Source organism: gamma proteobacterium symbiont of Scutellera amethystina (assembly GCF_059730845.1).
Window position 1 is genome coordinate 1234126 of sequence record NZ_AP035935.1, and the last position, 22361, is coordinate 1256486.

The window sequence follows — 22361 nt, forward strand, 5'->3', positions numbered from 1 at the left end:
AGGGCACTTCCCAACTTGCTGTTATTCTTACCGCACACATCAATAAAGCCGCCATTCATCATGGCGGCTTTTTATTTGTCCGGATTTAGCCTCAGTCGTGCGGCTTTGCCCGCAGCGGGAAGCGGCGGCGCACCAGCACGAAGAACAGCGGCACAAAGAAGATCGCCAGCACCGTGGCGGAGATCATGCCGCCCATCACGCCAGTACCGACCGCATGCTGGCTGCCGGAACCGGCACCGCTGCTGATCGCCATCGGCAGCACGCCGAAAATAAAGGCCAGCGACGTCATCAGAATCGGCCGCAGGCGCTGCCGCGATGCCTCCAGCGTCGACTCCAGCAGTTCACGCCCTTTGCTGTTGATCTCATTGGCGAACTCGACGATCAGGATCGCATTCTTCGCCGACAGGCCAATCACCGTCAGCAGGCCGACCTGAAAGTAGACGTCATTCTCCAGTCCGCGCAGCCAGGTGGCGACCAGCGCGCCCACCACGCCCAGCGGCACCACCAGCATCACCGAGAACGGAATCGACCAGCTCTCGTACAGCGCCGCGAGGCACAGAAACACTACCAGCAGCGAAATCGCATACAGCGCCGGTGCCTGCGAGCCGGAGAGACGTTCCTGATAGGAGGCACCGGTCCACTGGAAGCCAACGCCGAGCGGCAGCTGCGCCACCAGTTTCTCCATCTCATCCATCGCCGTGCCGCTGCTGACGCCGTTAGCCGCCTCGCCGACAATCTCCAGCGACGAATAGCCGTTATAGCGTTCAAGACGCGGTGAACCGGTCTCCCAGTGGCTGGTGGCGAAGGCGGAGAACGGCACCATGCCGCCGCTTTTGTTGCGCACATACCATTTGTTGATGTCGCCCGGCAGCATGCGGAATTCCGGTGCCGCCTGGACGTAGACTTTCTTCACGCGGCCGCGGTCGAGAAAATCATTCACATAGGTTGAGCCCCAGGCGGTGGTCAGGGTGTCGTTGATGGTATCCAGCGACACGCCGAGCGCCTGCGCTTTGCGCTGGTCGACATCAATCTGCAACTGCGGGCTGTCGTCGAGCCCGTTGTGGCGCACGCGCGACAGCGCCGGATTGCTGTCGGCCAGCGCCAGCAGCCGATCGCGCATCGCCATCAGCTCGGTGTGCCCGATGCCGCCGTGATCCTGCAACTCCATATCGAAGCCGGAGGAGCTGCCCATGCCGGTGATCGCCGGTGGACTGCTGGCGATGACGCGTGCCTCTTTGATCTTTTTAAAGGCTGCGGTGGCGCGATCGATGATGGCAAACGAGGTGCGATCGCGACCTGGCCGCTGCTCCCAGTCCTTCAGACGCACAAACAGGCGCGCCACGTTTTGTCCGTTGCCGCCCGGACCGGCACCGATGGTGGAGAACACCGACAGCACATTGTCCTTTTCGGCAGTCAGGTAATAATCCTCAACCTTTGCCACCACCTGCGAGGTTTGCTGCAGCGTCGAGCCCGGCGGCAGTTGTACCTGAGTAAGAAATACGCCGCGATCTTCCAGCGGCAGGAAGGAGGTAGGCAGACGAATAAACAGGAATGCCATCACGCCGATAATCGCCAGGTAGAGCAGCAGCCAGCGGCCGCTCTTCAGCAGAATGCGCGCCACACCGCGCTCGTAGCGTTCGGCGCTGGCATTGAAGTGACGGTTAAACCAGCCGAAAAAGCCGCGCCGGCCATGGTGCTGGCCCTGCGCCAGCGGTTTGAGCAGCGTGGAGCACAGCGCGGGCGTCAGAATCATCGCCACCAGCACCGACAGCACCATCGCCGAGACAATGGTGATGGAGAACTGGCGATAGATAGCGCCCACGGTGCCGCCAAAGAACGCCATCGGCACAAACACTGCGGACAGCACCAGCGCGATACCCACCAGCGCACCCTGAATCTGCCCCATCGATTTACGCGTGGCGGCTCGCGGCGATAATCCCTCTTCGCTCATGATGCGCTCGACGTTTTCCACCACCACGATGGCATCATCCACCAGCAGCCCGATGGCCAGCACCATGGCGAACATGGTCAGGGTGTTAATACTGAAGCCGCAGGCGTACAGCACCGCAAAGGTGCCGAGCAGCACCACCGGCACAGCAATGGTGGGAATGAGCGTGGCGCGGAAATTTTGCAGGAACAGGTACATCACCAGAAACACCAGCAGAATCGCTTCCAGCAGCGTTTTCACCACGTCCTTAATGGAGGCTTTGACGAACGGCGTGGTTTCAAACGCCACTTTGGCTTCCAGCCCGTGCGGGAAGTATTGCGCCAGTTCGGCAACACGGGCGCGCACCAGCTTGTCGGTGTTCATCTCGTTAGCGCCGGAGGCCAGCTTGATGCCGAGACCGGAGGCTGGCTGGCCGTTATAGCGGCTCAGAAAGTCATACTTTTCGGCGCCCATGGCGATGGTGGCCACGTCGCCGAGCGTCACCACTGAACCGTCGGTGTTGGTTTTCAGCGTAATCGCGCGAAACTGCGCGGGCGTCTGTAGCATCGACTGGGCGTTAACCGTGGCGTTCAGCGCCTGTTTGTCCACCGACGGCAACCCGCCGACCTGGCCGACCGCCACCTGGGTGTTCTGTGATTCGATGGCGCTGACCACATCGTCGGTAGTTAGCGCGTAGTTAATCAGCTTGTTGGGATCGAGCCAGATGCGCATCGCGTATTGCGAGCCGTAGGCATCGACCTGGCCGACGCCGTCGATGCGGCTGAGTGGATCCTGAATGTTACTGGCAACGTAATCGGCAATATCCTGTTTATCCATGCTGCCGTCGGTGGAGACAAAGGCAATCATCAGAATGTTGCTGTCGCCGGTTTTGTTTACCGTGACGCCCTGTGACTGCACCGCCGCTGGCAGTTTGCGCAGCGCGCTCTGCAGCTGATTCTGTACCTGTTGCCGCGCTTCATCCGGGTTAGTGCCGGCGGTAAAGGTGAGGGTGATCTGCGCCTGGCCGGTGTTGCTGCTGTTCGAGGACATGTACATCAGGTTATCGATCCCCGTCATATTCTGCTCGATAACCTGGGTGACGGTGTTTTCCAGCGTCTGCGCGGATGCGCCGGGATAGTTGGCGGTGATGCGCACGTTAGGCGGCGCGAGATCCGGATACTGTTCCACCGGCAGCGAGATAATGGCCAGTGTGCCACACAGGCACAGCAAAATAGCCAGCACCCAGGCAAAAATGGGGCGGTCGATAAAAAAGTTCGACATGAAACCGACACTCCTCAGCTGCGTACTTTGTACTTGTTATTAGTAAAAGCGTGCCGCACGCTGCGCTTCACGCTGGCGGAGTGCAAGGGCGATCCTGAAAACTCCGGCTGCTGCTTACTGTACGCGGGGCAAATTAGGGAATCGTGGATAAATTATGGAGAAAGTGTAAAAGTCGCAGCAGCTTTATGTGCGCACTCACACATTGCGGCTCTCCAGCCACAGCACCGTCGCCGCAACGCGGGAACGGACGTCGAGCTTACGCAGCAGGTTGCGGATGTGCACCTTTACCGTTTCTTCCGAAATATGCAGCGTGGCGGCAATCTCTTTGTTGGATAAGCCGCGTGCTACTTCCTGCAACACATCCAGTTCGCGCTCGGTCAGCTGTCTGAACGGATTGACGCTGGGCTGGCGGGTCGCCAGATATTCTGCCACCACCTCGCTGAATACGTTCTCGCCCTGTGCGCCGCGCATCACCTGCGCCAGCAGCAGTTCCGGTTCGCTGTCTTTAAGCAGATAGCCATCGGCGCCGGCATCCACCATGGCGTAAATATCGCTGCGCGCGTCGGACACTGTCAGTACCAGAATGCGTGCCGCGACGCCCTCGTGGCGCAGCGCTTTCAGCGTATCCAGCCCGGACATGCCCTTCATATTCAGATCGAGCAGAATCACATCCGGTGCCAGACGGCGCGCTTCGGCCAGTGCTTCGGTACCGTTATTCGCCTCAGCCACCACTTCCAGACGCGGTTCCAGCGCCAGCAACTGGCGGATACCGCGACGCATCAGCGGATGATCGTCAACGATCATAATAGACAGGGAAGGGTGAGCCATAGGTTCTCCAGAGTTTCAATCCATTTGCTAAGTGTAATGCGTTAAGCCAGCCGGTGCGCGGGGCGGGCGGGAAAACGCAGCGTGACGCAGGTGCCCTGCGCCTGCGGGGTAATCAGTAAGCTGCCGGCGAGACGCGCCGCGCGCTCGGCCATGATGGTCAGCCCGTAGTGGCCCGGCGGCTCTTCCACGCTGTTGATACCGCAGCCGTCATCTTCGATGGTCAGCAGGTGCTCATCATCAGCGACACGCTGATAGCGAATCTGAATCTGCTGCGCCTGCGCGTGACGAATTGCATTGAGCAGCGCCTCGCGCGCAATCTGCAGCACGTGCACCTGCTGCTGGGCATCCAGCGTTTGCAGGCCAGGCTGATAGTCAAAGGTAATCGCCGCCTGCGACTGCTCCTGCAGCGGGGCGATCATCGCCTGCATCGCCTGCACTAAATCGGCCTGTTCAATGCTCAGGCGGAAGGTGGTGAGCAGCTCGCGCAGCTGCTGATACGCCTCGGCCAGCGCGCGATCGAAATCGGCGATGATCGCCTGTGCCTGTGGCTGGCTGCTATCGACATTACGCCGCAGCAGCGTCAGCTGGATACGCAGAAAAGAGAGCGACTGCGCCAGCGAATCGTGCAGCTCGCGCGCAATGGTGGCGCGCTCTTCAATCAGCAGCATCTGCTGATACTGCTTCTGCGTCTGCCAGATCCACAGTGCACGCGCCAGCATGTTGGCCAGACTGTGCATCAGCTCATCGGCCGGCGGCGCGCGGCGGGTTTGCCAGCACAGTTCGCCGAGGCGCTGCTCCTCCTGCTGCAGCGGCAGCCGCTGCCAGCTGAGATCGTCGGCGGGCACGCCGGCCTGGAAGGCGATATCTTCGCTGGCGATTTGCAGCACCTCCAGCGCTTCACGCCGCTGCACCAGCCGCAGCAGGCCCTGGAACAGCTCAGGATTGAGCGGGCTGCCGGTGAGAATCTGCGAGCTTTCATACAGCAGCGACAGCGTGCGGTTGGCCTGGGTTAAATCTTCGGTTTTATTGCGTACCGCGCACTCCAGCAGGCGATAGTGCGAATGCAGCCGCTCCGCCATGGTGGTAAACGCCTGCGCCAGCACCCCCAGCTCGTTGGGCTGATGCACGGAAAGCGGCGGAAAACTGAAGTTGGCCTGCTCGACGTACTGACTGGCGGTGACCAGCGAATCGAGCGGACGCACCACGTTGCGGCGAATAAAGCCAATGCTCCACAGCGCCAGCGCGACAATCGCCAGAAAGCCGAACAGGCTGCTGGCGGCCACCAGATGCATTTTCAGCTCGGCATAGTGCTGCACCGCCAGCACGAAGCGGTCAATCTCACTGACGTAACCCGCCACGCGCTGCTGGTACACCTGCGCCCGCGCCGGCTGCAGCGTCTCCTGCAGTACCGGCCAGCTGTCGCGCAGATAGCGATAGCGGCTGCTGACCTCAATCGGCACCCACGGACGCTCCAGATGCTGCAGCGCCGGTGACTCCAGCGTCTGCTGATATTGCTGCATATGGTGCGCCAGCTGCTGCGGATCGCGCGTGCTGTCCCACGCCAGCCGGTAGATTTGCATGCGCAGCGAGCCGGCGACATTCACCGCTTCGGCATCGCGCAAACTGCTGGAGAGCGTCATCAGCGCCAGGCCGGTGGTTAACAGCGACAGCAGCACAATCGCGCTGAGCGCGCGGGCAATGGTGCGGGTAACGGGACGTTTCACTATCACAATAATAACCCTTACAAGAGCGGGGGATTATAAGGCAGCCGCAGCGCGGGTGCGAGCGCGAAATTGACACATCTGGTTACTTTTACCAGAGAAACTCACTGCGGTTTACGTTTCCCTGGATTACCGGCGTTTGGCTGGCGAAATATTGAACGCCTTTACCGCCCGCGCAGCCTGGTTTGCACTGGCTCGCCGATACTTTGACGCGTAACCCTTTCCCCGCACGACAACAGGAGCACCTCATGAAGACACGTTATGCCGTAATGACTGCTGCACTGCTTGCCAGCGCATCGTTTACTACCTTTGCCGCCTCGCCGTTAAGCGAGGCACAAACCCAGGACCTGCAAAGCAGCGGCACCGTTTCGGTGAGCGGCGTGCGCGGTTCGCTGGATGACGCCACCCGTCAGCTGTCGCAAAAAGCGGAAGAGATGGGCGCCAGCCACTATCGCGTCATTGGCATGCAGAATCCGGGCGATTCCAGCATGTGGAGCGGCAGCGCCGAGATTTACCGTTAATGCCCTTCATTATTCCCCTCTGGTAGTTTTTTCCTGTAGCCACCGATTACCGGCCACCCCACTGGCCGGTTTTTTTGTGCGTCGCGACGGATTATTACAAATCAACCCGTGCAGTCAGCCAGTATATTTTGCTTCGTTCATGCAGAACGGGTAGGATTCATCGCCGTAATTTCCCGGCTCGCCGCGCGGCATCGTTCCGCCGCTCAGGGGCCGGTTTTACCCCATTTCGCACTGCCCGGCGCAATCGATTGGTTACGCGGTGATTGATGGACAGGACAAACAGGAAAGCTATGAAATCTACTAAAAAAACGCCAGCCGAACAGCGTGCTGCGAGAAGGCGCTGGCTTAACTCTCACGACACGGGTTACCACAAAGCGATGGGTAACCGTCAGGTACAAATGATCGCCATTGGCGGCGCTATCGGTACCGGTCTGTTCCTCGGTGCCGGCGCGCGTCTGCAGATGGCCGGTCCGGCACTGGCACTGGTATATCTGGTGTGCGGTATCTTCTCCTTCTTTATTCTCCGTGCGTTGGGCGAGCTGGTGTTGCATCGTCCTTCCAGCGGCAGCTTTGTTTCGTACGCGCGTGAATTCCTCGGGGAAAAAGCGTCCTACGTCGCGGGCTGGATGTATTTCGTTAACTGGGCGATGACCGGTATCGTCGATATCACCGCGGTGGCGCTTTACATGCATTACTGGGGCGCGTTTGGTGATGTGCCGCAGTGGGTATTTGCGCTGGGCGCGCTGGCGATTGTCGGCACCATGAACATGATCGGCGTGAAGTGGTTCGCCGAGATGGAATTCTGGTTCGCGCTGGTGAAAGTGCTGGCCATCGTGGTGTTCCTGATTGTCGGCGTGGTGTTCCTCGGCAGCGGTAAACCGCTGGACGGCAACACCACCGGCTTCCACCTGATCACCGACAACGGCGGGCTGTTCCCGCACGGTCTGCTGCCGGCGCTGGTGCTGGTACAGGGCGTGGTATTTGCCTTCGCCTCGATTGAGCTGGTGGGCACGGCGGCGGGCGAGTGTAAAGACCCGAAAACCATGCTGCCGAAAGCCATCAACAGCGTGATCTGGCGTATCGGTCTGTTCTATGTGGGCTCCGTGGTACTGCTGGTACTGCTGCTGCCGTGGAACGCCTATCAGGCCGGACAAAGCCCGTTCGTCACCTTCTTCTCCAAACTGGGCGTGCCTTACGTTGGCAGCGTGATGAACATCGTGGTGTTGAGCGCGGCGCTGTCGAGCCTGAACTCGGGCCTGTACTCCACCGGACGTATTCTGCGTTCAATGTCGATGGGCGGCTCGGCGCCGCAGTTCATGTCGAAGATGAGTAAGCAGCAGGTGCCTTACGCCGGTATCCTGGTGACCATCGGCGTGTACGTGATCGGCGTGGTGCTCAACTACTACGTTCCGTCGCAGGTGTTTGAGATCGTCCTGAACGTGGCGTCGCTGGGGATTATCTCCTCGTGGGCGTTCATCGTGGTGTGCCAGATGCGTCTGCGCAAAGCCATCAAAGAGGGCAAAGCAGAAGATGTCAGCTTCAAGCTGCCGTGGGCGCCGGTTACCTCGTGGCTGACGCTGCTGTTCCTGGTGAGCGTGCTGGTGCTGATGGCGTTTGACTACCCGAACGGCACTTACACCATTGCTTCAATTCCGCTGATTGCCGTGCTGCTGGTGCTCGGCTGGTTTGGCGTGCGTAAGCGCGTGCAGGCGGAGGCGATGAAAGAGCACGAGCATCATCATGACGATCAGGATGATGCGGCGCCTAAACTGGCGAAAGACAACGCGCGTTAATCGCAGCGATGCTCACCTGCGGGGGCCAGTCGGCCCCCGTTTTTATTTCAATTCTCCTTCTCTTGATCCCGCATCGGGAATTACACCTTTCGGGTGATATAGCCCTTCATAACCTCAGGTTATTTTACGCACCATCTCTACATCCCCGCATTGAGGTGAGCCGATGGCGCTGTCGCGACGTGAACTCTTTACCGGGCAGCGCGTCATGCCTGCCGGCGGTATCGCGTTGCCGTGGTGGCGGGGAGAGAGCGGCTGTGACGGCTGCGCCCGCTGCGTACAAGCCTGCGAGAGCGGCATTATCCGCATCGCCGCTGGCGAAGCGCCGCAGCTCGACTTTCTGCAGGGGGAATGCACCTTTTGCGCCGCCTGTGCCGACGTCTGCCCGCAGCCGCTGTTTCAGCCGCGCGACACTGAACCTTTTAGCCGGCGCATCCGCATCGACAGCCGCTGTATCGCTTTTCTCGGCGTTAACTGTCGCAGCTGCCAGGAGAGTTGTGAGCAGCAGGCGATCCGTTTTCGCCTGATGCCCAACGGTATCGGTCAGCCGGAAACCCTTCCGCAACACTGCACCGGCTGTGGCGCCTGTATCGCGCCGTGTCCGGTCTCAGCCACAGGACTGCATCATGACGAATAACGACAGCTGGCACGTATGTGGCCTGGTGATTCAGGCACGTCCGACCGCGATCGCGGCGGTGCGGCAGGCGCTACTGAACTTTGCCGACAGCGACATCGCGGCGGAAGATGCCGCACGCGGCACGCTGGCGCTAACGCTGGGCGCGGCCGACAGCGCCACGCTGCTGAGCAACATTGAAGCCACCCGCAACATCCCGGATGTGCTGGCGGTATCGCTGGTTTATCACCAGCAAGACGAAATTGAAGAACCCTGTAAGGAAGCATCATGAACCTGAGTCGTCGTGATTTTATGAAGGCCAATGCGGCGGCTGCTGCTGCAACGGCTGCCGGTCTCACCATTCCGACCGTGACCAAAGCGGCCACCAGCCTGGCTGAGCCGATTCGCTGGGAAAAAGCGCCGTGCCGGTTTTGCGGCACCGGCTGTGGCGTGCTGGTCGGCACGCAGAATGGCCGCGTGGTCGCCTCGCAGGGCGATCCGCAGGCGGAGGTTAATCGCGGTCTGAACTGCATCAAAGGCTACTTCCTGCCGAAGATCATGTACGGCAAAGATCGTCTGACCCAGCCGCTGCTGCGCATGACCGACGGCAAATTCGATAAGAACGGCGAGTTCACCCCGGTAAGCTGGGATCAGGCGTTCGACATCATGGAAGCGAAGTTTAAGGCGGCGCTGAAAGCCAACGGCCCGGAATCGGTCGGCATGTTTGGCTCCGGCCAGTGGACCGTATGGGAAGGTTACGCTGCATCAAAGCTGATGAAAGCCGGCTTCCGCACCAATAACCTCGATCCGAACGCGCGCCACTGCATGGCGTCTGCGGTGGTGGGCTTTATGCGCACCTTCGGTATGGACGAACCGATGGGCTGCTACGATGACATCGAGCAGGCTGATGCGTTTGTGCTGTGGGGATCGAACATGGCCGAGATGCACCCGATTCTCTGGTCACGCCTGACCGCGCGTCGTCTCAGCAATGACAACGTCAAAGTGGCGGTGCTGTCGACCTATCGCCACCGCAGCTTCGAGCTGGCCGATAACGCCATCGTCTTCACGCCGCAGAGCGATCTGGCGATCCTCAACTTCATCGCTAACTACATCATTCAGAACAACAAAGTCGATAAAACCTTCCTGCAGAATCACGTCACGCTGCGTAAAGGCGTGACGGATATCGGCTACGGTTTGCGCCCGACCAATCCGCTGCAGGCGGCGGCGAAAAATCCGGACAATGGCGAGTCGACGCCGATCAGCTTCGATGAATATGCGAAATTTGTCGCGGAATACACGGTGGAAAAAGCCAGCGCCATGAGCGGCGTAGAGCAGGATCAGCTGATCGCGCTGGCGGAGCTGTACGCCGATCCGAACGTCAAGGTGGTCTCTTACTGGACCATGGGCTTTAACCAGCATACGCGCGGCGTGTGGGCGAACAACCTGTGCTACAACATCCACCTGCTGACCGGCAAAATTTCCCGTCCGGGCACCGGACCGTTCTCGCTCACCGGCCAGCCATCGGCCTGTGGCACCGCGCGTGAAGTGGGCACGTTTGCGCACCGTCTGCCAGCCGACATGGTGGTGAACAATGACAAACACCGCGCTTTAGCTGAAAAACTGTGGAAGCTGCCGCAGGGCACGGTGCCAGCCAAAGTCGGTCTGCACGCCGTGGCGCAGGATCGCGCGCTGAAAGACGGCAAGCTGAATGCCTACTGGGTGATGTGTAACAACAACATGCAGGCCGGGCCGAACCTGACGCAGGAGCGCATGCCGGGCTGGCGCGATGCACGCAACTTTGTGGTGGTATCCGACCCGTATCCGACCGTCAGCGCCCTGTCTGCCGACCTGATTCTGCCGACGGCGATGTGGGTAGAGAAAGAGGGTGCCTATGGCAACGCCGAGCGCCGTACCCAGTTCTGGCATCAGCAGGTGAAAGCGCCGGGCGAGGCAAAATCGGATCTGTGGCAGCTGGTGACCTTTGCCAAACGCTTCCGCGTTGAGGACGTGTGGCCAGAGGCGCTGATTGCTCAGCAGCCTGAGCTGAAAGGGAAAACCCTGTACGACGTGCTGTATGCCAACGGCCAGGTGAATCAGTTCCCGCTGAGCGAAGTGGCCGACGATCGGCTCAACGATGAAGCGCGTGAGTTTGGCTTCTATATTCAGAAAGGCCTGTTCGAGGAGTATGCCAGCTTTGGTCGCGGCCACGGTCACGATCTCGCGCCGTTCGATACCTATCACGAAGCGCGCGGTCTGCGCTGGCCGGTGGTGGACGGTAAAGAGACGCGCTGGCGCTACCGTGAAGGCTTCGACAGCTACGTGAAAGCCGGTGAAGGCGTGCGTTTCTATGGTAAGCCGGACGGCAAAGCCACCATTTTTGCCCTGCCGTACGAGCCGCCAGCGGAAGCGCCGGATGGCGAGTACGATCTGTGGTTCTGCACCGGTCGCGTGCTGGAGCACTGGCACACCGGCACCATGACGCGCCGCGTGCCGGAATTGCACCGCGCGGTGCCGCAGGCGCTGCTGTATATCCATCCGCTGGACGCCAAAGATCGCGGCTTCCGTCGTGGGGAGAAGGTGCGCGTGGTGTCACGTCGTGGCGAAACCCTCGCCACCGTGGAAACGCGCGGGCGTAATCAGCCGCCGCAGGGGCTGGTGTTTATGCCGTTCTTCGATGCCGGCGTGCTGGCCAACAACATCACGCTGGACGCTACCGATCCGCTGTCGAAGCAGACCGATTACAAAAAATGCGCCGTTAAGCTGGTGAAAATCTGAGGCAGGATGCAATGAAACCTTTTATCACTGTTGTAACCGTTGCCGCCCTGATGCTGGGCGGCGTGGTGTACGCTAATAACGGCGTCGATCTCAATCAGTCACCGGAAGTGACGGCAACGCAGCAGGGCACCATTCATCAGCCCAAAGAGCAGAGCCGCAAGCCGCTGAACTACGTTAATCAGCCGCCGGTGATCCCGCACAGCGTGGAGGGCTACCAGGTGACGAAGAACGTGAACCGCTGCCTGCAGTGTCACGGTACGCAGAGCTATCTGACCACCGGCGCGCCGCGCGTCAGTCCGACACACTTTACCGACCGCGATGGTGTGGTGAGCAGCACGGTTTCACCGCGTCGCTACTTCTGCCTGCAGTGTCACGTGCCACAAACCGATGCGAAGCCTGTGGTGGAAAACACTTTCAAACCGGCTGACGGCTTCGGGCAGTGAGGTGGTTATGAAACAGAAACTTTTACGCATCTGGCGCTGGTGGCGACGCCCCAGCCGTCTGGCACTCGGCACGCTGCTGATTCTTGGCTTCGCTGGCGGCATTATCTTCTGGGGTGGTTTCAACACCGCGATGGAGATGACCAACCGCGAGCAGTTCTGTATTGGCTGTCACGAAATGCGCAACAACGTCTATCAGGAATATATGCAGACGGTGCACTACAACAACCGCAGCGGCGTGCGCGCCACCTGCCCGGATTGTCACGTGCCGCACGAGTGGGGACCGAAGATGATTCGTAAGATCCAGGCGAGTAAAGAGGTGTACGCCAAGATCTTTGGCCTGATTGATACGCCGCAGAAGTTTGAAGAAACGCGTATCGAGCTGGCACAGAACGAGTGGCGCCGGATGAAGAACAACAATTCGCAGGAGTGTCGTAACTGTCACAACTTCGATTACATGGACTTCACCGCGCAGAAAACGGTCGCCGCCAAAATGCACAGCAAAGCGGTGCAGGACGGACAGACCTGTATCGACTGCCACAAAGGCATTGCCCACCATCTGCCGGATATGAAAGACCAGCCAAACGGTTTTTGATAGTGGCCCTGGCCGCGCCTGCCGGTGCGGTATCAGGGTTTTCGTGCCGACCGGTTGAGGCAGCCGCAAACCACACAACATCGTAGCGGCGCAATTTATCACGCTAAGTTAATCACTGCACAGCTGCCCGGATGCGCAATAAATTGCGCCGCTACAGTTCGTGCGGCATTTTATTTCTTCACCATCATCCTGCACACATTGTAGCGGCGCGATTTATCGCGCTAAGTTAATCACTGCACAGCTGTCCGGATGCGCAATAAATTGCGCCGCTACGATTCGTGCGGCATTTTATTTCTTCACCATCATCCTGCACACATTGTAGCGGCGCGATTTATCACGCTAAGTTAATCACTGCACAGCTGCCCGGATACGCAATAAATTGCGCCGCTACGATTCGTGCGGCATTTTATTTCTTCACCATCATCCTGCACACATCGTAGCGGCTTTTTATTTCTGCACCATCATCCTGCACACATCGTAGCGGCGCGATTTATCGCGCTAAGTTAATCACTGCACAGCTGCCCGGATGCGCAATAAATTGCGCCGCTACGATTCGTGCGGCATTTTATTTCTGCCCCCTCATCCTGCACACATCGTAGCGGCGCGATTTATCGCGCTAAGTTAATCACTGCACAGCTGTCCGGATGTGCACTGAATGGCGCCGCTACGATTCGTGCGGCATTTTATTTCTGCACCCTCATCCTGCGCACATTGTAGCGACGCGATTTATCGCGCTAAGTTAATCACTGCACAGCTGTCCGGATGCGCAACGAATGGCGCCGCTACGATCCGTGCGGCATTTTATTTCTGCACCCTCATCCTGCACACATCGTAGCGGCGCGATTTATCGCGCTAAGTTAATCACTGCACAGCTGTCCGGATGCGCAATAAATTGCGCCGCTACGATTCGTGCGGCATTTTATTTCTTCACCATCATCCTGCACACATCGTAGCGGCATTTTATTTCTGCACCATCATCCTGCGCACATTGTAGCGACGCGATTTATCGCGCTCAGTTAATCACTGCACAGCTGTCCGGATGCGCAATAAATTGCGCCGCTACGACACGTGCCATGAGCGTTGAAAAGGCGTAATACTCAACTGACAGCCTTACGCCATCGCAGGCAACCTGCTCCACAATTCAGATAGTTTTCCCTGCGGCTTCGGCCTATTATCTCAGGCTCCCTCAGCTACGCAGTGGAGCGGCTATGTCGTTAAAGATCAACATCATCAAAGATAAGTTGTTGTCTGATAATTATTTCATTCTGCGCAACTACACCTACGAACTCACCCGCAGCAACGGCGACGTGGTACGTCACAAACGTGAAGTCTACGATCGCGGCAACGGCGCCACCATCCTGCTCTACAACCGTGAAAAAAACAGCGTGGTGCTGATTCGTCAGTTCCGCATCGCGACCTATGTTAATGACAACGCCAGCGGTGAGCTGATTGAAACCTGCGCCGGACTGCTGGATAACGACACGCCGGAAGATTGCATCCGTAAAGAAGCGGTGGAAGAGACCGGCTATCAGGTCGGTAAGGTCGAAAAGCTGTTTGAGGCCTACATGTCGCCGGGCGGCGTAACGGAATTGCTGCATTTCTTCGCCGCTGAATACAGCGATGCGCAGCGCGCTAACGACGGCGGCGGCGTGGAAGATGAAGAGATCACCGTACTCGAGCTGCCGTTTCCCCAGGCGCTGGCGATGGTGAAAGAGGGCCGCATTCGCGACGGCAAAACCATTATGTTACTGCACTATGCGCAGCTGATGGGCTGGTTGCAGGCATAACCGCGGCGGTGATTCGCAGGGCCGGCACGAATGCCGACTCTGCCGATGCCGGGGCGCAATGCATTGCGCCACTACGCCATGTGCGTTATTTCCAGGGCATTTAACGGCGTCACTTCACACTCCGGATGGGCCTGGATGCGCGCCAGCGCTTCGGCGTAGGAGGGCATGGAATTGGCCGCGCCGGAACGCTCGACGCACAGCGAGGCAAACGCCGCCGCAAACAGCGCCGCCTGCGGTAACGCATCGCCGGACGCCAGGCGCGCCGCCAGTGCGCCGTTGAAGGCATCGCCGGCACCGGTGGTGTCGAGCGGCTGGGCAGGAAACAGCGGAATACGCAGCTGCTGCTCCGCGCTGGAAAGCAGGGCGCCCGCGGTGCCAAGCGTAATGATCACCTGACGCGCGCCCTTACGGTGCAGCACTTCGGCGGCGCGCTGCGCGCTGGCAAAATCGGTCACTTTTATCCCGCTCAGCTGCATCGCTTCGGTGCTGTTGGGCGTTAACAGATCCACCTTAGCCAGCAGCGCATCGCTGACTTTCTGCCACGGTGCCGGATTCAGAATGACAAACGTGCCGCCGGCACGCGCGTTGTCGATCATGCGCTGAATGGCGCTGAGGTTGTTCTCCAGCTGCACCAGCAGAATATCGGCGGCAGCCACGGTGGGCTGACAGCGCGCCACTTCGGCCGCGGTCACGGTGGTATTTGCGCCGGGATAGACCGAAATCATGTTCTCGGCATCATCGCCCGCCACGTAAATCAGCGCGTTGCCGGTGGGCTTCTCTTTACAGGTGAACAGCGTAATGGCGTCGAAACCGGTCTTCTCCAGATGGCGACGGGCAAAGGTGCCAAAATCGTCATTACCCACCTTGCCGATATAGTGCACGCGCGCCCCGGCGCGCAGCGCGGCGGTGGCCTGGTTGGCCCCTTTGCCGCCGGGCCCCATCATGCTGTTGTGCGCCGTGAGCGATTCGCCCGGCAGGGGGAAACGGTTCATCACCGCCACCACGTCGAGGTTGAACGAGCCAAACACACACACTTTTCCTTTCATTGCGCGCTCCTGAACAGCCGTTCTGCGGCGAGGCAGGCGCCGCGACAGCCGGTGTGATCGGTGGATTGACTGAAGATGATTTTCAAACCATCCCGCGTGGCCGGCGGCCGTAAATGCTGCTGGATCTGACTGCGCAGCTGCGCCAGCGGGAAATCTGCCATCGCCAGCACGCCGCCGCCCAGAATCAGGTACTCCGGATCGAGAATGTTCATCTCGGTGGCGATCAGCTGCGCCAGCCGCTGCACAAACGCCTGCAGCGCCGGGTCAGAACCGTGATGGGTAAACAGCGCCGACATCGGCGTTTGCGCCGCATTGGCCTGCGCCCAGTGGCTCAACCAGTGGCCGGAGGTCACGGTTTCCGCGCAGCCGTGGTTGCCACACGGGCAGGGCAGCGCGTTACCGGCCACCGGCACGTGGCCGAGTTCACCGGCTCCGCCATGCTGACCATGGTAGAAGCGGCCGTTGATCCACAGGCTGTTGCCCATGCCGGTGCCAGGATACAGACCTACCGCATTTTCCGGCAGCTGCTCCAGCTGCATTAAATCCCACAGCATCAGATGGTTAACGTCTTTATCCATCGCCACTGGCACGCCCAGTCGTTCACTCAGCAGCGCCGCTACCGGCTGATGATCGAGCGCCTGAATGAACGGCAGTGAAATCACCTGCTGGCGATCGCGGCTGAGAATGCCCGGCAGGCCGAGCATCACACCGCTGACCGGCTGCTGCTCCAGCGTTTCCGCAATCAGCTGCCCGAGTGCGGCCAGCGCATCGGGCTGCTGCGCCCAGCTGGCGGTGGGCACTTTACGAAAGCCGCTCCAGACGCGGCCCGCCTCCATCAACTGCAGACGGGTGCCGGTGCCGCCAATGTCGATACCGAGCCAGCGTGTTGTCATGCCGACACCTGCGCCAGGCCCTGCGCTTCATCAATGCTCTCACGCATCATGTTCCACGCGGTGGCGAGGTCTTCGTGAATGTTAAACAGGCCGGAGGTGCCGACAATCAGCACTTCGGCACCGGCACCGACCAGCGTGTTGTAGGTGCGCGTATTACAGGAACCGTCGATCTCAATCAGGTAGCGGTGGCCGTGCGCCTGTTTCAGCGCCTTCAGCTCCTGCACCTTCTGCACCATCTCCGGAATAAACGGCTGACCGGCATAGCCCGGGTCCACCGTCATCACGGTGATTTTATCCAGCAGATGAATGTAATGATGGATAAAGGAGACCGGCGTGGCCGGGTTGAGCACCACGCCCACTTTTTTGCCGTAGCTGCGAATCCGGTTAATCACGCGGAACGCATCACGATTGATAGTTTCAGCGTGCGGACAAATGTAATCTGCGCCGGCGTTGGCTACCGCTTCAATAAAGTCGGTCGGCTCTTCCACCATCAGATGCACATCGATCGCCACTTGGGTATGCGGGCGGATCTGCTCAATAAAGAACGGCGACAGGGTGATGTTTTTAACGTAGTGACCGTCCATGATGTCGATGTGCAGGAAGTCAGCGCGGGAGTCCAGCACGGCCAGCTGGTGCTTGATCTCCATCAGATTCATACACATCAACGACGGGGAGACTTGAATACGCATCATACTTCCTTTTTTTCGGTCAGAGGATTAAGCGCCGCGGCCAGTTTGCTGAGCCTGACGGCACGGTGATCGTTAAAGCGTGCTTTGAGTTGTTTGAAGGCCAGCACCACCACCAGCACGGCACCCCACATCGCCAGGCTGACGTGCTGGCTGATGTTCATCAGGTTGAAGCCGGTGGAGAGCACCTGCAGCGCAATCAGCGCCAGCACCACGCCGGTCACGCGGCCAAAACCGCCGTTGGGATCGGTGCCGCCGAGAATGATGGCCAGTACGGTCAGCAGCAGGTAGGCATCGCCGTAACCCATGCGCGCCGAGTTAAAGCGCGCCATCATGATCAGGCCGGCCAGCACGCACAGCAGGCTGGAGATGACGTACACCAGCATCACCATACGGTGGGTATTGATGCCGCTGAACCAGGTGGCGTTGATGTTGCTGCCGCCCATGTAGATGCATTTGCCGGCGCGGGTTTTGCCGAGGAACAGCGCCAGCAGCGCGGCGGCAACCAGGAATACCCACAGCGGCAGCGGCATGCCCAGCAGTGTGTCTGAGCCGAGCGACTGCACCACCGGCGGCATACCGCTCACCGCCGCACCTTTGGTCAGCCAGATGCCGATGCCGTTGAGCGTCATCATGGTGGCCAGCGTCACCAGAATCGGGTGTGCGCCGATGCGCGTTACCATCACGCCGGTGATTACGCCTATCACGGCGGCAATCACCATCGCGCCGACGATGGCGATAAACAGCCACAGCAGCTGCTGACCGGTACCGGCATCAGCGGGCAGGGCGCTCATCAGGGTCCAGGCGATGAACAGCGCCGTCAGGTTAGCGGTGGCGATGATGGCGAGGTTCAGGCCGCCGCTGAGGATGGCGATAAACATCGCCAGCGTTAACAGGCCGAGCTCCGGCAGCTGAAACGCCATGCTCATAAAGGTCGAATCAGTGAGAAAGCGGCCCGGCAGCATGACGCTGAAGGTGGCCAGCGCCAGCGCAATCAACAGCATCAGGCCGATGTTGGTGCCGTCCGGCCGCAGCGCAGAGAGAGATTTCATGATGATGGCTCCTCCCGTCAGACGAAACTGACGTCGGTTTCTTTACGTTTTTTGTAGTGGGTGACGGCAATCGCCACCATAATCGTGCCGCCAACCACAATGTTCATGAAGTAGTTGGAGACGCCGATCAGATTGAGGCCGTTTTTCAGGATGGCGATCAGGAACACGCCCATCAGCGTGCCGCTGACCGTGCCTTTGCCGCCCATCAGGCTGGCACCGCCCAGCACCGTCGCGGCCAGCACATCCAGCTCACCGCCGACCAGCGCGTTCGGCACTACTTCACCCATGCGGTACACCTGCACCAGCCCGCCAATCGCCGCCATCGCTCCGAGCCAGCCGTAGGCAAACACGTGAATCAATCCCACGCGGATGCCAATACGCCGCGCCGATTCCGCATCGCCGCCCACCGCATAAAGCTGACGGCCCAGATTGGTTTTGTTGAGCAGCAGCGCGGTGAGGGCGGCAATCACCAGCATGATCGCCAGCGGTAAGCCAATCTGAAAACTGTTGCCCTGTACGCTAAACGGCAGCACGCTGCGCAGGGTGATCCACCAGTCCGGCAGCGAGTAGAGGCTTTTGCCGCCGGTAACCCACATCAGCAGACCAAACAGCAGCGACTGCATGCTGATGGTGATGATGATCGACACCACGCGCAGCGAGGTGATCAGCAGGGCGTTGATCACGCCAAACAGCGTGCCGCAGACGATAGCCAGCAGAATGCTGAGCAGCGCGTTATCAAACTGGAACTGCACAAACAGCGAGGCGATCAGGTATTGCACCACCGACGCCACGGCGGCGAAGGAGATATCGATACCGCCGGTCACCAGCACTACAAACAGGCCGAGGGCGAAAATGCCGGTAACGGCATAGCTTTCCGCCAGATCCAGCAGGTTCTGCACCGTCAGGAACTGATCGCTGGCCAGCGAGAAGAACACCATGAAAGCCAGCAGCACCCAGGCGAGCCAGCCCTGGCTGGAGTGCGGACGTAAACGAGAGAAATCAGGCATTAATCACCTCCGCCAGCTGTTCCTGCGCCACGGTATCGGGTTGGTATTCGGCATGGATGGTGCCGTCGCGGAAGTGCAGAATGCGGTCGCAGTTGTACCAGACCTCCGGCACTTCGTCGGAAATCAGGATGATCGACAGTCCCTCTTTCGCCAGCTCGTGGATCAGCTGATAGATGCTGGCCTTGGCGCCGACATCCACGCCGACGGTCGGCGAGTCGAGGATCAGAATGCGCGGCTGGGTCAGCACCCATTTCGCCAGCACGATTTTTTGCTGGTTGCCGCCGGACAGGGTAGAGATCGCCAGGTTGGGATCGGCCACGCGCACGCCGAGCTGCTGAATCCACTGCAGGATCAGCTTGTTCTTGCGGTATTCGTCGATCAGGTGGAAACGGTTTTGCAGCTTATCGAGGATCGGCAGCACCATGTTGTCGGCCACCGACTGCTGCTGCACCAGGCCGAGCGTCAGACGATCTTCCGAAACGTAGCCGATGCCGGCTTTGATGGCGTCTTCGTGCCCGCGAAAACGCACCGGCTTGCTGTCGAGCCAGATTTTGCCGCTGTCCGGTTTGGTCATGCCAAACAGCGACAGCGCCAGTTCGGTGCGGCCGGAGCCGAGCAGGCCGCACAGGCCCAGCACTTCACCGGCGTAGAGTTTGAAATTGACGTCATGATACTGACCGGCGCGCGTCAGCTTCTCCACCTGGAGAATCGCCCGATCGGCGTTGCGCGTTGGCGCTTTTAACTGGTAGTCGAGCTTCAGGCCGGTCATCAGTTCGGTCAGGTGATGCGGCGTCATCTCTCTGGCTGGCCAGCAGCCCATCTTGCGGCCGTCGCGGATCACCGTCACGCGATCCGAAATCTCCAGCACTTCATCCAGCCGGTGACTGACAAACACCACGCAGATGTTTTTGTCTTTCAGATAGCGCACGGTGCGCAGCAGCTGATTGACCTCGGTACGCGTCAGCGACGCGGTGGGTTCGTCCATGATCACCAGTCGTGCATCGGCCACCAGCGCGCGGCAAATCGCCACCTGCTGGCGCTGGGCAATCGACAGCGCGGCGACTTTCTCATTCAGATCGAGATCGAATTTCAGCTCATCAATAATGCCGCGCGCGGTGTCGCGCAGCCGGGCCTGACGGTGCCAGCCGAGCAACCCGTTGAGGTTGTGCTCAAAGGCGATGTTCTCCGCCACGCTCAAATTGGGAAACAGCGACAGATCCTGGTAAATCACCTGGATACCAAAGTCGCGCGCCTGACGGGTGGTCAGACGCGGGAAACTCTGGCCGTCGCCGAGGGTAATGCGGCTGCCACTGTCCGGGGCGTGCACCCCGGAAATGACTTTAATTAAGGTGCTCTTGCCACAGCCGTTGGTGCCAGCGAGACAGTGCACTTCGCCGGCCAGCAGGGTCAGCGAGATATCGCTCAGTGCGCGGTTGCCACCAAATGTTTTCGACAGGTTGTCGAGCGCAATCAGCGTCTGTGGAGTGACCTCTTGCATGTTACAGCCCCATTTTCACCAGTTTTGGCAGGTTCTCTTTATCGAGACTTTCGGTGTTGTTACCGAGAATGGTGTGCGTCGCCTCGTCCACCTTCACTTTGCCCAGCCCTTCAATGGTCATGCCGTCGGTGATTGGCTCTTTCTTCTCCATCATGTCGGCGATACGCACAAATACTTCACCGGCGGTCTGCGGATTCCAGATATAACCGCCCTTGATGGCACCGCGCTGTACCAGCGACGCGCCCTGGCCCGGGCTGAAGGCGCCGATGACGCACACCTGATCGATCTTGTTGCGGTTCATGACCGCGCGGCCGGCGCCAATCGGCCCTTGTGAACCAAACGCCATAATGCCTTTCAGATCCGGGTACTTAGACATCAGCTCGTTGGTGGTGCGGATGGAGTCATCCAGCGATTCGCCGACGCCGAATTTGTCGGTCACCAGCTGCATCTTCGGATAGTGCTGTTTCTGGTAGTTGAGCGCGGCGTCGGTCCACTCCTGATGCAGTGGCACCGTCAGGCTGCCAACATACATGGCGTATTTGCCTTCTTCATGCATGCATTTCGCCAGCGCTTTCATATGGTTGATGCCGTGGGTCGGCGCATCGACCAGCTCGAAATCCCAGTTGGCGTCTTTCTGGCCGGGCGATTCGTGAGTAATCACCATGATCCCGGCTTCACGCGCGCGCTTCAGCACTGGCTCAAGCACTTTCGGGTCGTTTGGCACCACGCCGATGATGTCGACCTTCTGCGCAATCAAATCTTCAATCGCGCGCACCTGCAGCGCCGGGTCAGCGGCGGTTGGCCCGACCATCCACGCGTCGATGCCGCGTTTTGCCGCTTCACTTTTGATGCCCGCTTCCATGGCGTTGAACCACGGAATACCGCCAATTTTTACCACGATGCCCATGCGTATTTTGTCAGCGGCCTGCGCGCCAGCGGCGGCAAACAGGGCAAGCAGAGAACAGGCGATAAGATGTTTTTTCATAAAGACTCCGGATTAATTTTTTATTAGCTGCATCGAATGGCTGCGTTGCGAGCAATCAATAATATTGACGCCGTTCCACGCCAGTTCTTGTTCCAGCTCTTTGTCTTTTAATTGGTCAGTGATGAGAAAATCCACATCGCGGTAATGACAAATACGCGCGAATGAGGGGCGCAGAAATTTACTGCCGTCCAGCAGCAGATGTTTTCTTTCTGCCGCTAACAACATTTGCTGTTTTAAATGGGCGTTGTTTTCGTTACCTTCGCGTAAATAACCGTCATTTCCCAGACTGCTGCAGGAAAAAAAGATCTTATTGATCTGAAATTCCCGTAGCGGCTGCTCTGCGACGACGCCGTGGAAATCTTCATAACGGTCAGAATATTCGCCACCCAGGCAGATGGTGCGGATACTGCCGCGCGCTGCAAGGGTCTGGACGATTCTGATAGAATTGGTTAACACCGTTAATTCAATATCCGGTAGCTGTCGTGCCAGATACCAGCAGGTGGTACTACTGTCGAGTAATAAACAATCACCGGGGCTGATAAAATCGAGTGCCCGTTTGGCTATCGCCATCTTGGCCTCGACGTTTTCATTCATGCGCTGGCGAAAAGATAATTCATACTCGTTAATACCGCGTGTATTTCCCTGAATGTTGGCGGCCTGTCGTTTGGCTGGTACTGCACCACCGTGACTGCGCTGTAATACGCCACGTTTCTCCAGCTGCGTTAAATCACGGCGAATGGTTTCCTGAGAAACCTGACACAGCGTGACTAATTCAGCGACAATGACCCGACCATTTAAATTAAGCTCGTCAATAATTCGCTGCTGTCTTTCAATCGGCAACATGACTTCCCTCCGATGGCTATAAATTACTGGATGCCGGAATGTGAAAATGTGGGCTGGGCACGAGTCCGCAGCG

19 protein-coding genes are annotated in these 22361 nt (G+C 59.0%); 8 read left to right on the forward strand and 11 right to left on the reverse strand.

Features of this window, described 5'->3' with window-relative positions; genetic code table 11:
- Positions 1-91: 91 nt before the first annotated feature.
- The 3 genes from acrD to narQ all read right to left on the reverse strand — a co-directional run bounded on the left by acrD (position 92) and on the right by narQ (position 5766).
- Positions 92-3208 (reverse strand): multidrug efflux RND transporter permease AcrD, encoded by a 3117-nt coding sequence (acrD, locus tag AC6I79_RS05590; RefSeq protein ID WP_498027617.1) that lies wholly within the window; start codon positions 3206-3208, stop codon positions 92-94.
- Between the two features lie 195 nt (positions 3209-3403).
- Positions 3404-4036 carry a response regulator gene (locus AC6I79_RS05595; RefSeq protein ID WP_031279800.1) on the reverse strand — a complete coding sequence of 211 codons (633 nt, stop codon included), beginning with the start codon at positions 4034-4036 and terminating at the stop codon, positions 3404-3406.
- A 41-nt stretch (positions 4037-4077) separates the two neighbouring features.
- On the reverse strand, positions 4078-5766 hold the full coding sequence (gene narQ, locus AC6I79_RS05600; RefSeq protein WP_058758332.1) for a nitrate/nitrite two-component system sensor histidine kinase NarQ: 1689 nt from the start codon (positions 5764-5766) through the stop codon (positions 4078-4080).
- Positions 5767-6005: 239 nt separating this feature from the next.
- On the opposite strand from narQ, the gene AC6I79_RS05605 reads away from it, so the two are divergent.
- The 8 genes from AC6I79_RS05605 to nudK all read left to right on the forward strand — a co-directional run bounded on the left by AC6I79_RS05605 (position 6006) and on the right by nudK (position 14278).
- The gene (locus AC6I79_RS05605; protein ID WP_058770823.1) at positions 6006-6278 is read left to right on the forward strand and encodes a YdgH/BhsA/McbA family protein; all 273 of its coding nucleotides are present in this window, start codon (positions 6006-6008) and stop codon (positions 6276-6278) included.
- A 290-nt stretch (positions 6279-6568) separates the two neighbouring features.
- Entirely contained in the window at positions 6569-8071 is a 1503-nt protein-coding gene (gene ansP / locus AC6I79_RS05610) for an L-asparagine permease (protein WP_498027618.1), read from the forward strand.
- A gap of 163 nt (positions 8072-8234) precedes the next feature.
- The gene (napF, locus tag AC6I79_RS05615; protein WP_282954667.1) at positions 8235-8705 is read left to right on the forward strand and encodes a ferredoxin-type protein NapF; all 471 of its coding nucleotides are present in this window, start codon (positions 8235-8237) and stop codon (positions 8703-8705) included.
- Entirely contained in the window at positions 8695-8973 is a 279-nt protein-coding gene (locus AC6I79_RS05620) for a chaperone NapD (protein ID WP_021508051.1), read from the forward strand. The genes napF and AC6I79_RS05620 overlap by 11 nt, the downstream gene beginning before the upstream one ends.
- Positions 8970-11456 (forward strand): nitrate reductase catalytic subunit NapA, encoded by a 2487-nt coding sequence (gene napA, locus AC6I79_RS05625; protein ID WP_498027619.1) that lies wholly within the window; start codon positions 8970-8972, stop codon positions 11454-11456. The genes AC6I79_RS05620 and napA overlap by 4 nt, the downstream gene beginning before the upstream one ends.
- 11 nt (positions 11457-11467) lie before the next feature.
- The gene (gene napB / locus AC6I79_RS05630; protein ID WP_260640729.1) at positions 11468-11899 is read left to right on the forward strand and encodes a nitrate reductase cytochrome c-type subunit; all 432 of its coding nucleotides are present in this window, start codon (positions 11468-11470) and stop codon (positions 11897-11899) included.
- Between the two features lie 7 nt (positions 11900-11906).
- Entirely contained in the window at positions 11907-12491 is a 585-nt protein-coding gene (gene napC / locus AC6I79_RS05635) for a cytochrome c-type protein NapC (protein WP_058758337.1), read from the forward strand.
- A 1208-nt stretch (positions 12492-13699) separates the two neighbouring features.
- Positions 13700-14278: a GDP-mannose pyrophosphatase NudK gene (nudK, locus tag AC6I79_RS05640; protein WP_021508055.1), complete on the forward strand. Its 579-nt coding sequence runs from the start codon at positions 13700-13702 to the stop codon at positions 14276-14278.
- 71 nt (positions 14279-14349) lie between these two features.
- Here nudK and rbsK read toward each other — a convergent pair whose 3' ends face one another.
- The 8 genes from rbsK to AC6I79_RS05680 are packed head-to-tail and all read right to left on the reverse strand — an operon-like array spanning position 14350 to position 22288.
- Entirely contained in the window at positions 14350-15324 is a 975-nt protein-coding gene (gene rbsK / locus AC6I79_RS05645; protein WP_278708110.1) for a ribokinase, read from the reverse strand.
- Positions 15321-16217 carry an allose kinase gene (gene alsK / locus AC6I79_RS05650; RefSeq protein ID WP_498027620.1) on the reverse strand — a complete coding sequence of 299 codons (897 nt, stop codon included), beginning with the start codon at positions 16215-16217 and terminating at the stop codon, positions 15321-15323. Before alsK ends, rbsK begins: the two co-directional genes overlap by 4 nt.
- Complete coding sequence (alsE, locus tag AC6I79_RS05655; RefSeq protein WP_481658063.1) at positions 16214-16906, reverse strand: D-allulose 6-phosphate 3-epimerase; 693 nt, start codon at positions 16904-16906, stop codon at positions 16214-16216. Before alsE ends, alsK begins: the two co-directional genes overlap by 4 nt.
- Positions 16906-17955, reverse strand: a complete 1050-nt coding sequence (locus tag AC6I79_RS05660) for an ABC transporter permease (RefSeq protein ID WP_021508059.1) — start codon at positions 17953-17955, stop codon at positions 16906-16908. Before AC6I79_RS05660 ends, alsE begins: the two co-directional genes overlap by 1 nt.
- Before the next feature lie 17 nt (positions 17956-17972).
- A complete protein-coding gene (locus AC6I79_RS05665) occupies positions 17973-18962 on the reverse strand; it encodes an ABC transporter permease (RefSeq protein WP_021508060.1) in 990 nt (329 codons plus the stop codon).
- Entirely contained in the window at positions 18955-20460 is a 1506-nt protein-coding gene (locus AC6I79_RS05670) for a sugar ABC transporter ATP-binding protein (protein ID WP_498027621.1), read from the reverse strand. The genes AC6I79_RS05665 and AC6I79_RS05670 overlap by 8 nt, the downstream gene beginning before the upstream one ends.
- A gap of 1 nt (position 20461) precedes the next feature.
- Entirely contained in the window at positions 20462-21445 is a 984-nt protein-coding gene (locus tag AC6I79_RS05675; RefSeq protein WP_058758342.1) for a substrate-binding domain-containing protein, read from the reverse strand.
- Between the two features lie 12 nt (positions 21446-21457).
- Positions 21458-22288, reverse strand: a complete 831-nt coding sequence (locus AC6I79_RS05680) for a DeoR/GlpR family DNA-binding transcription regulator (RefSeq protein WP_021508063.1) — start codon at positions 22286-22288, stop codon at positions 21458-21460.
- Positions 22289-22361 lie beyond the last annotated feature (73 nt).

What these genes read in the sequence shown, in the direction of transcription:
- AC6I79_RS05670 (WP_498027621.1), bottom strand. Translation starts at nt 20,460, where the DNA reads ATGCAAGAGGTCACTCCACAGACGCTGATTGCGCTCGACAACCTGTCG.
- ansP (WP_498027618.1), top strand. Translation starts at nt 6,569, where the DNA reads ATGAAATCTACTAAAAAAACGCCAGCCGAACAGCGTGCTGCGAGAAGG.
- AC6I79_RS05660 (WP_021508059.1), bottom strand. Translation starts at nt 17,955, where the DNA reads ATGAAATCTCTCTCTGCGCTGCGGCCGGACGGCACCAACATCGGCCTG.
- AC6I79_RS05605 (WP_058770823.1), top strand. Translation starts at nt 6,006, where the DNA reads ATGAAGACACGTTATGCCGTAATGACTGCTGCACTGCTTGCCAGCGCA.
- napB (WP_260640729.1), top strand. Translation starts at nt 11,468, where the DNA reads ATGAAACCTTTTATCACTGTTGTAACCGTTGCCGCCCTGATGCTGGGC.
- AC6I79_RS05665 (WP_021508060.1), bottom strand. Translation starts at nt 18,962, where the DNA reads ATGCCTGATTTCTCTCGTTTACGTCCGCACTCCAGCCAGGGCTGGCTC.
- acrD (WP_498027617.1), bottom strand. Translation starts at nt 3,208, where the DNA reads ATGTCGAACTTTTTTATCGACCGCCCCATTTTTGCCTGGGTGCTGGCT.
- alsE (WP_481658063.1), bottom strand. Translation starts at nt 16,906, where the DNA reads ATGCGTATTCAAGTCTCCCCGTCGTTGATGTGTATGAATCTGATGGAG.
- napC (WP_058758337.1), top strand. Translation starts at nt 11,907, where the DNA reads ATGAAACAGAAACTTTTACGCATCTGGCGCTGGTGGCGACGCCCCAGC.
- rbsK (WP_278708110.1), bottom strand. Translation starts at nt 15,324, where the DNA reads ATGAAAGGAAAAGTGTGTGTGTTTGGCTCGTTCAACCTCGACGTGGTG.
- AC6I79_RS05620 (WP_021508051.1), top strand. Translation starts at nt 8,695, where the DNA reads ATGACGAATAACGACAGCTGGCACGTATGTGGCCTGGTGATTCAGGCA.
- napA (WP_498027619.1), top strand. Translation starts at nt 8,970, where the DNA reads ATGAACCTGAGTCGTCGTGATTTTATGAAGGCCAATGCGGCGGCTGCT.
- napF (WP_282954667.1), top strand. Translation starts at nt 8,235, where the DNA reads ATGGCGCTGTCGCGACGTGAACTCTTTACCGGGCAGCGCGTCATGCCT.
- nudK (WP_021508055.1), top strand. Translation starts at nt 13,700, where the DNA reads ATGTCGTTAAAGATCAACATCATCAAAGATAAGTTGTTGTCTGATAAT.
- alsK (WP_498027620.1), bottom strand. Translation starts at nt 16,217, where the DNA reads ATGACAACACGCTGGCTCGGTATCGACATTGGCGGCACCGGCACCCGT.
- AC6I79_RS05675 (WP_058758342.1), bottom strand. Translation starts at nt 21,445, where the DNA reads ATGAAAAAACATCTTATCGCCTGTTCTCTGCTTGCCCTGTTTGCCGCC.
- AC6I79_RS05680 (WP_021508063.1), bottom strand. Translation starts at nt 22,288, where the DNA reads ATGTTGCCGATTGAAAGACAGCAGCGAATTATTGACGAGCTTAATTTA.
- AC6I79_RS05595 (WP_031279800.1), bottom strand. Translation starts at nt 4,036, where the DNA reads ATGGCTCACCCTTCCCTGTCTATTATGATCGTTGACGATCATCCGCTG.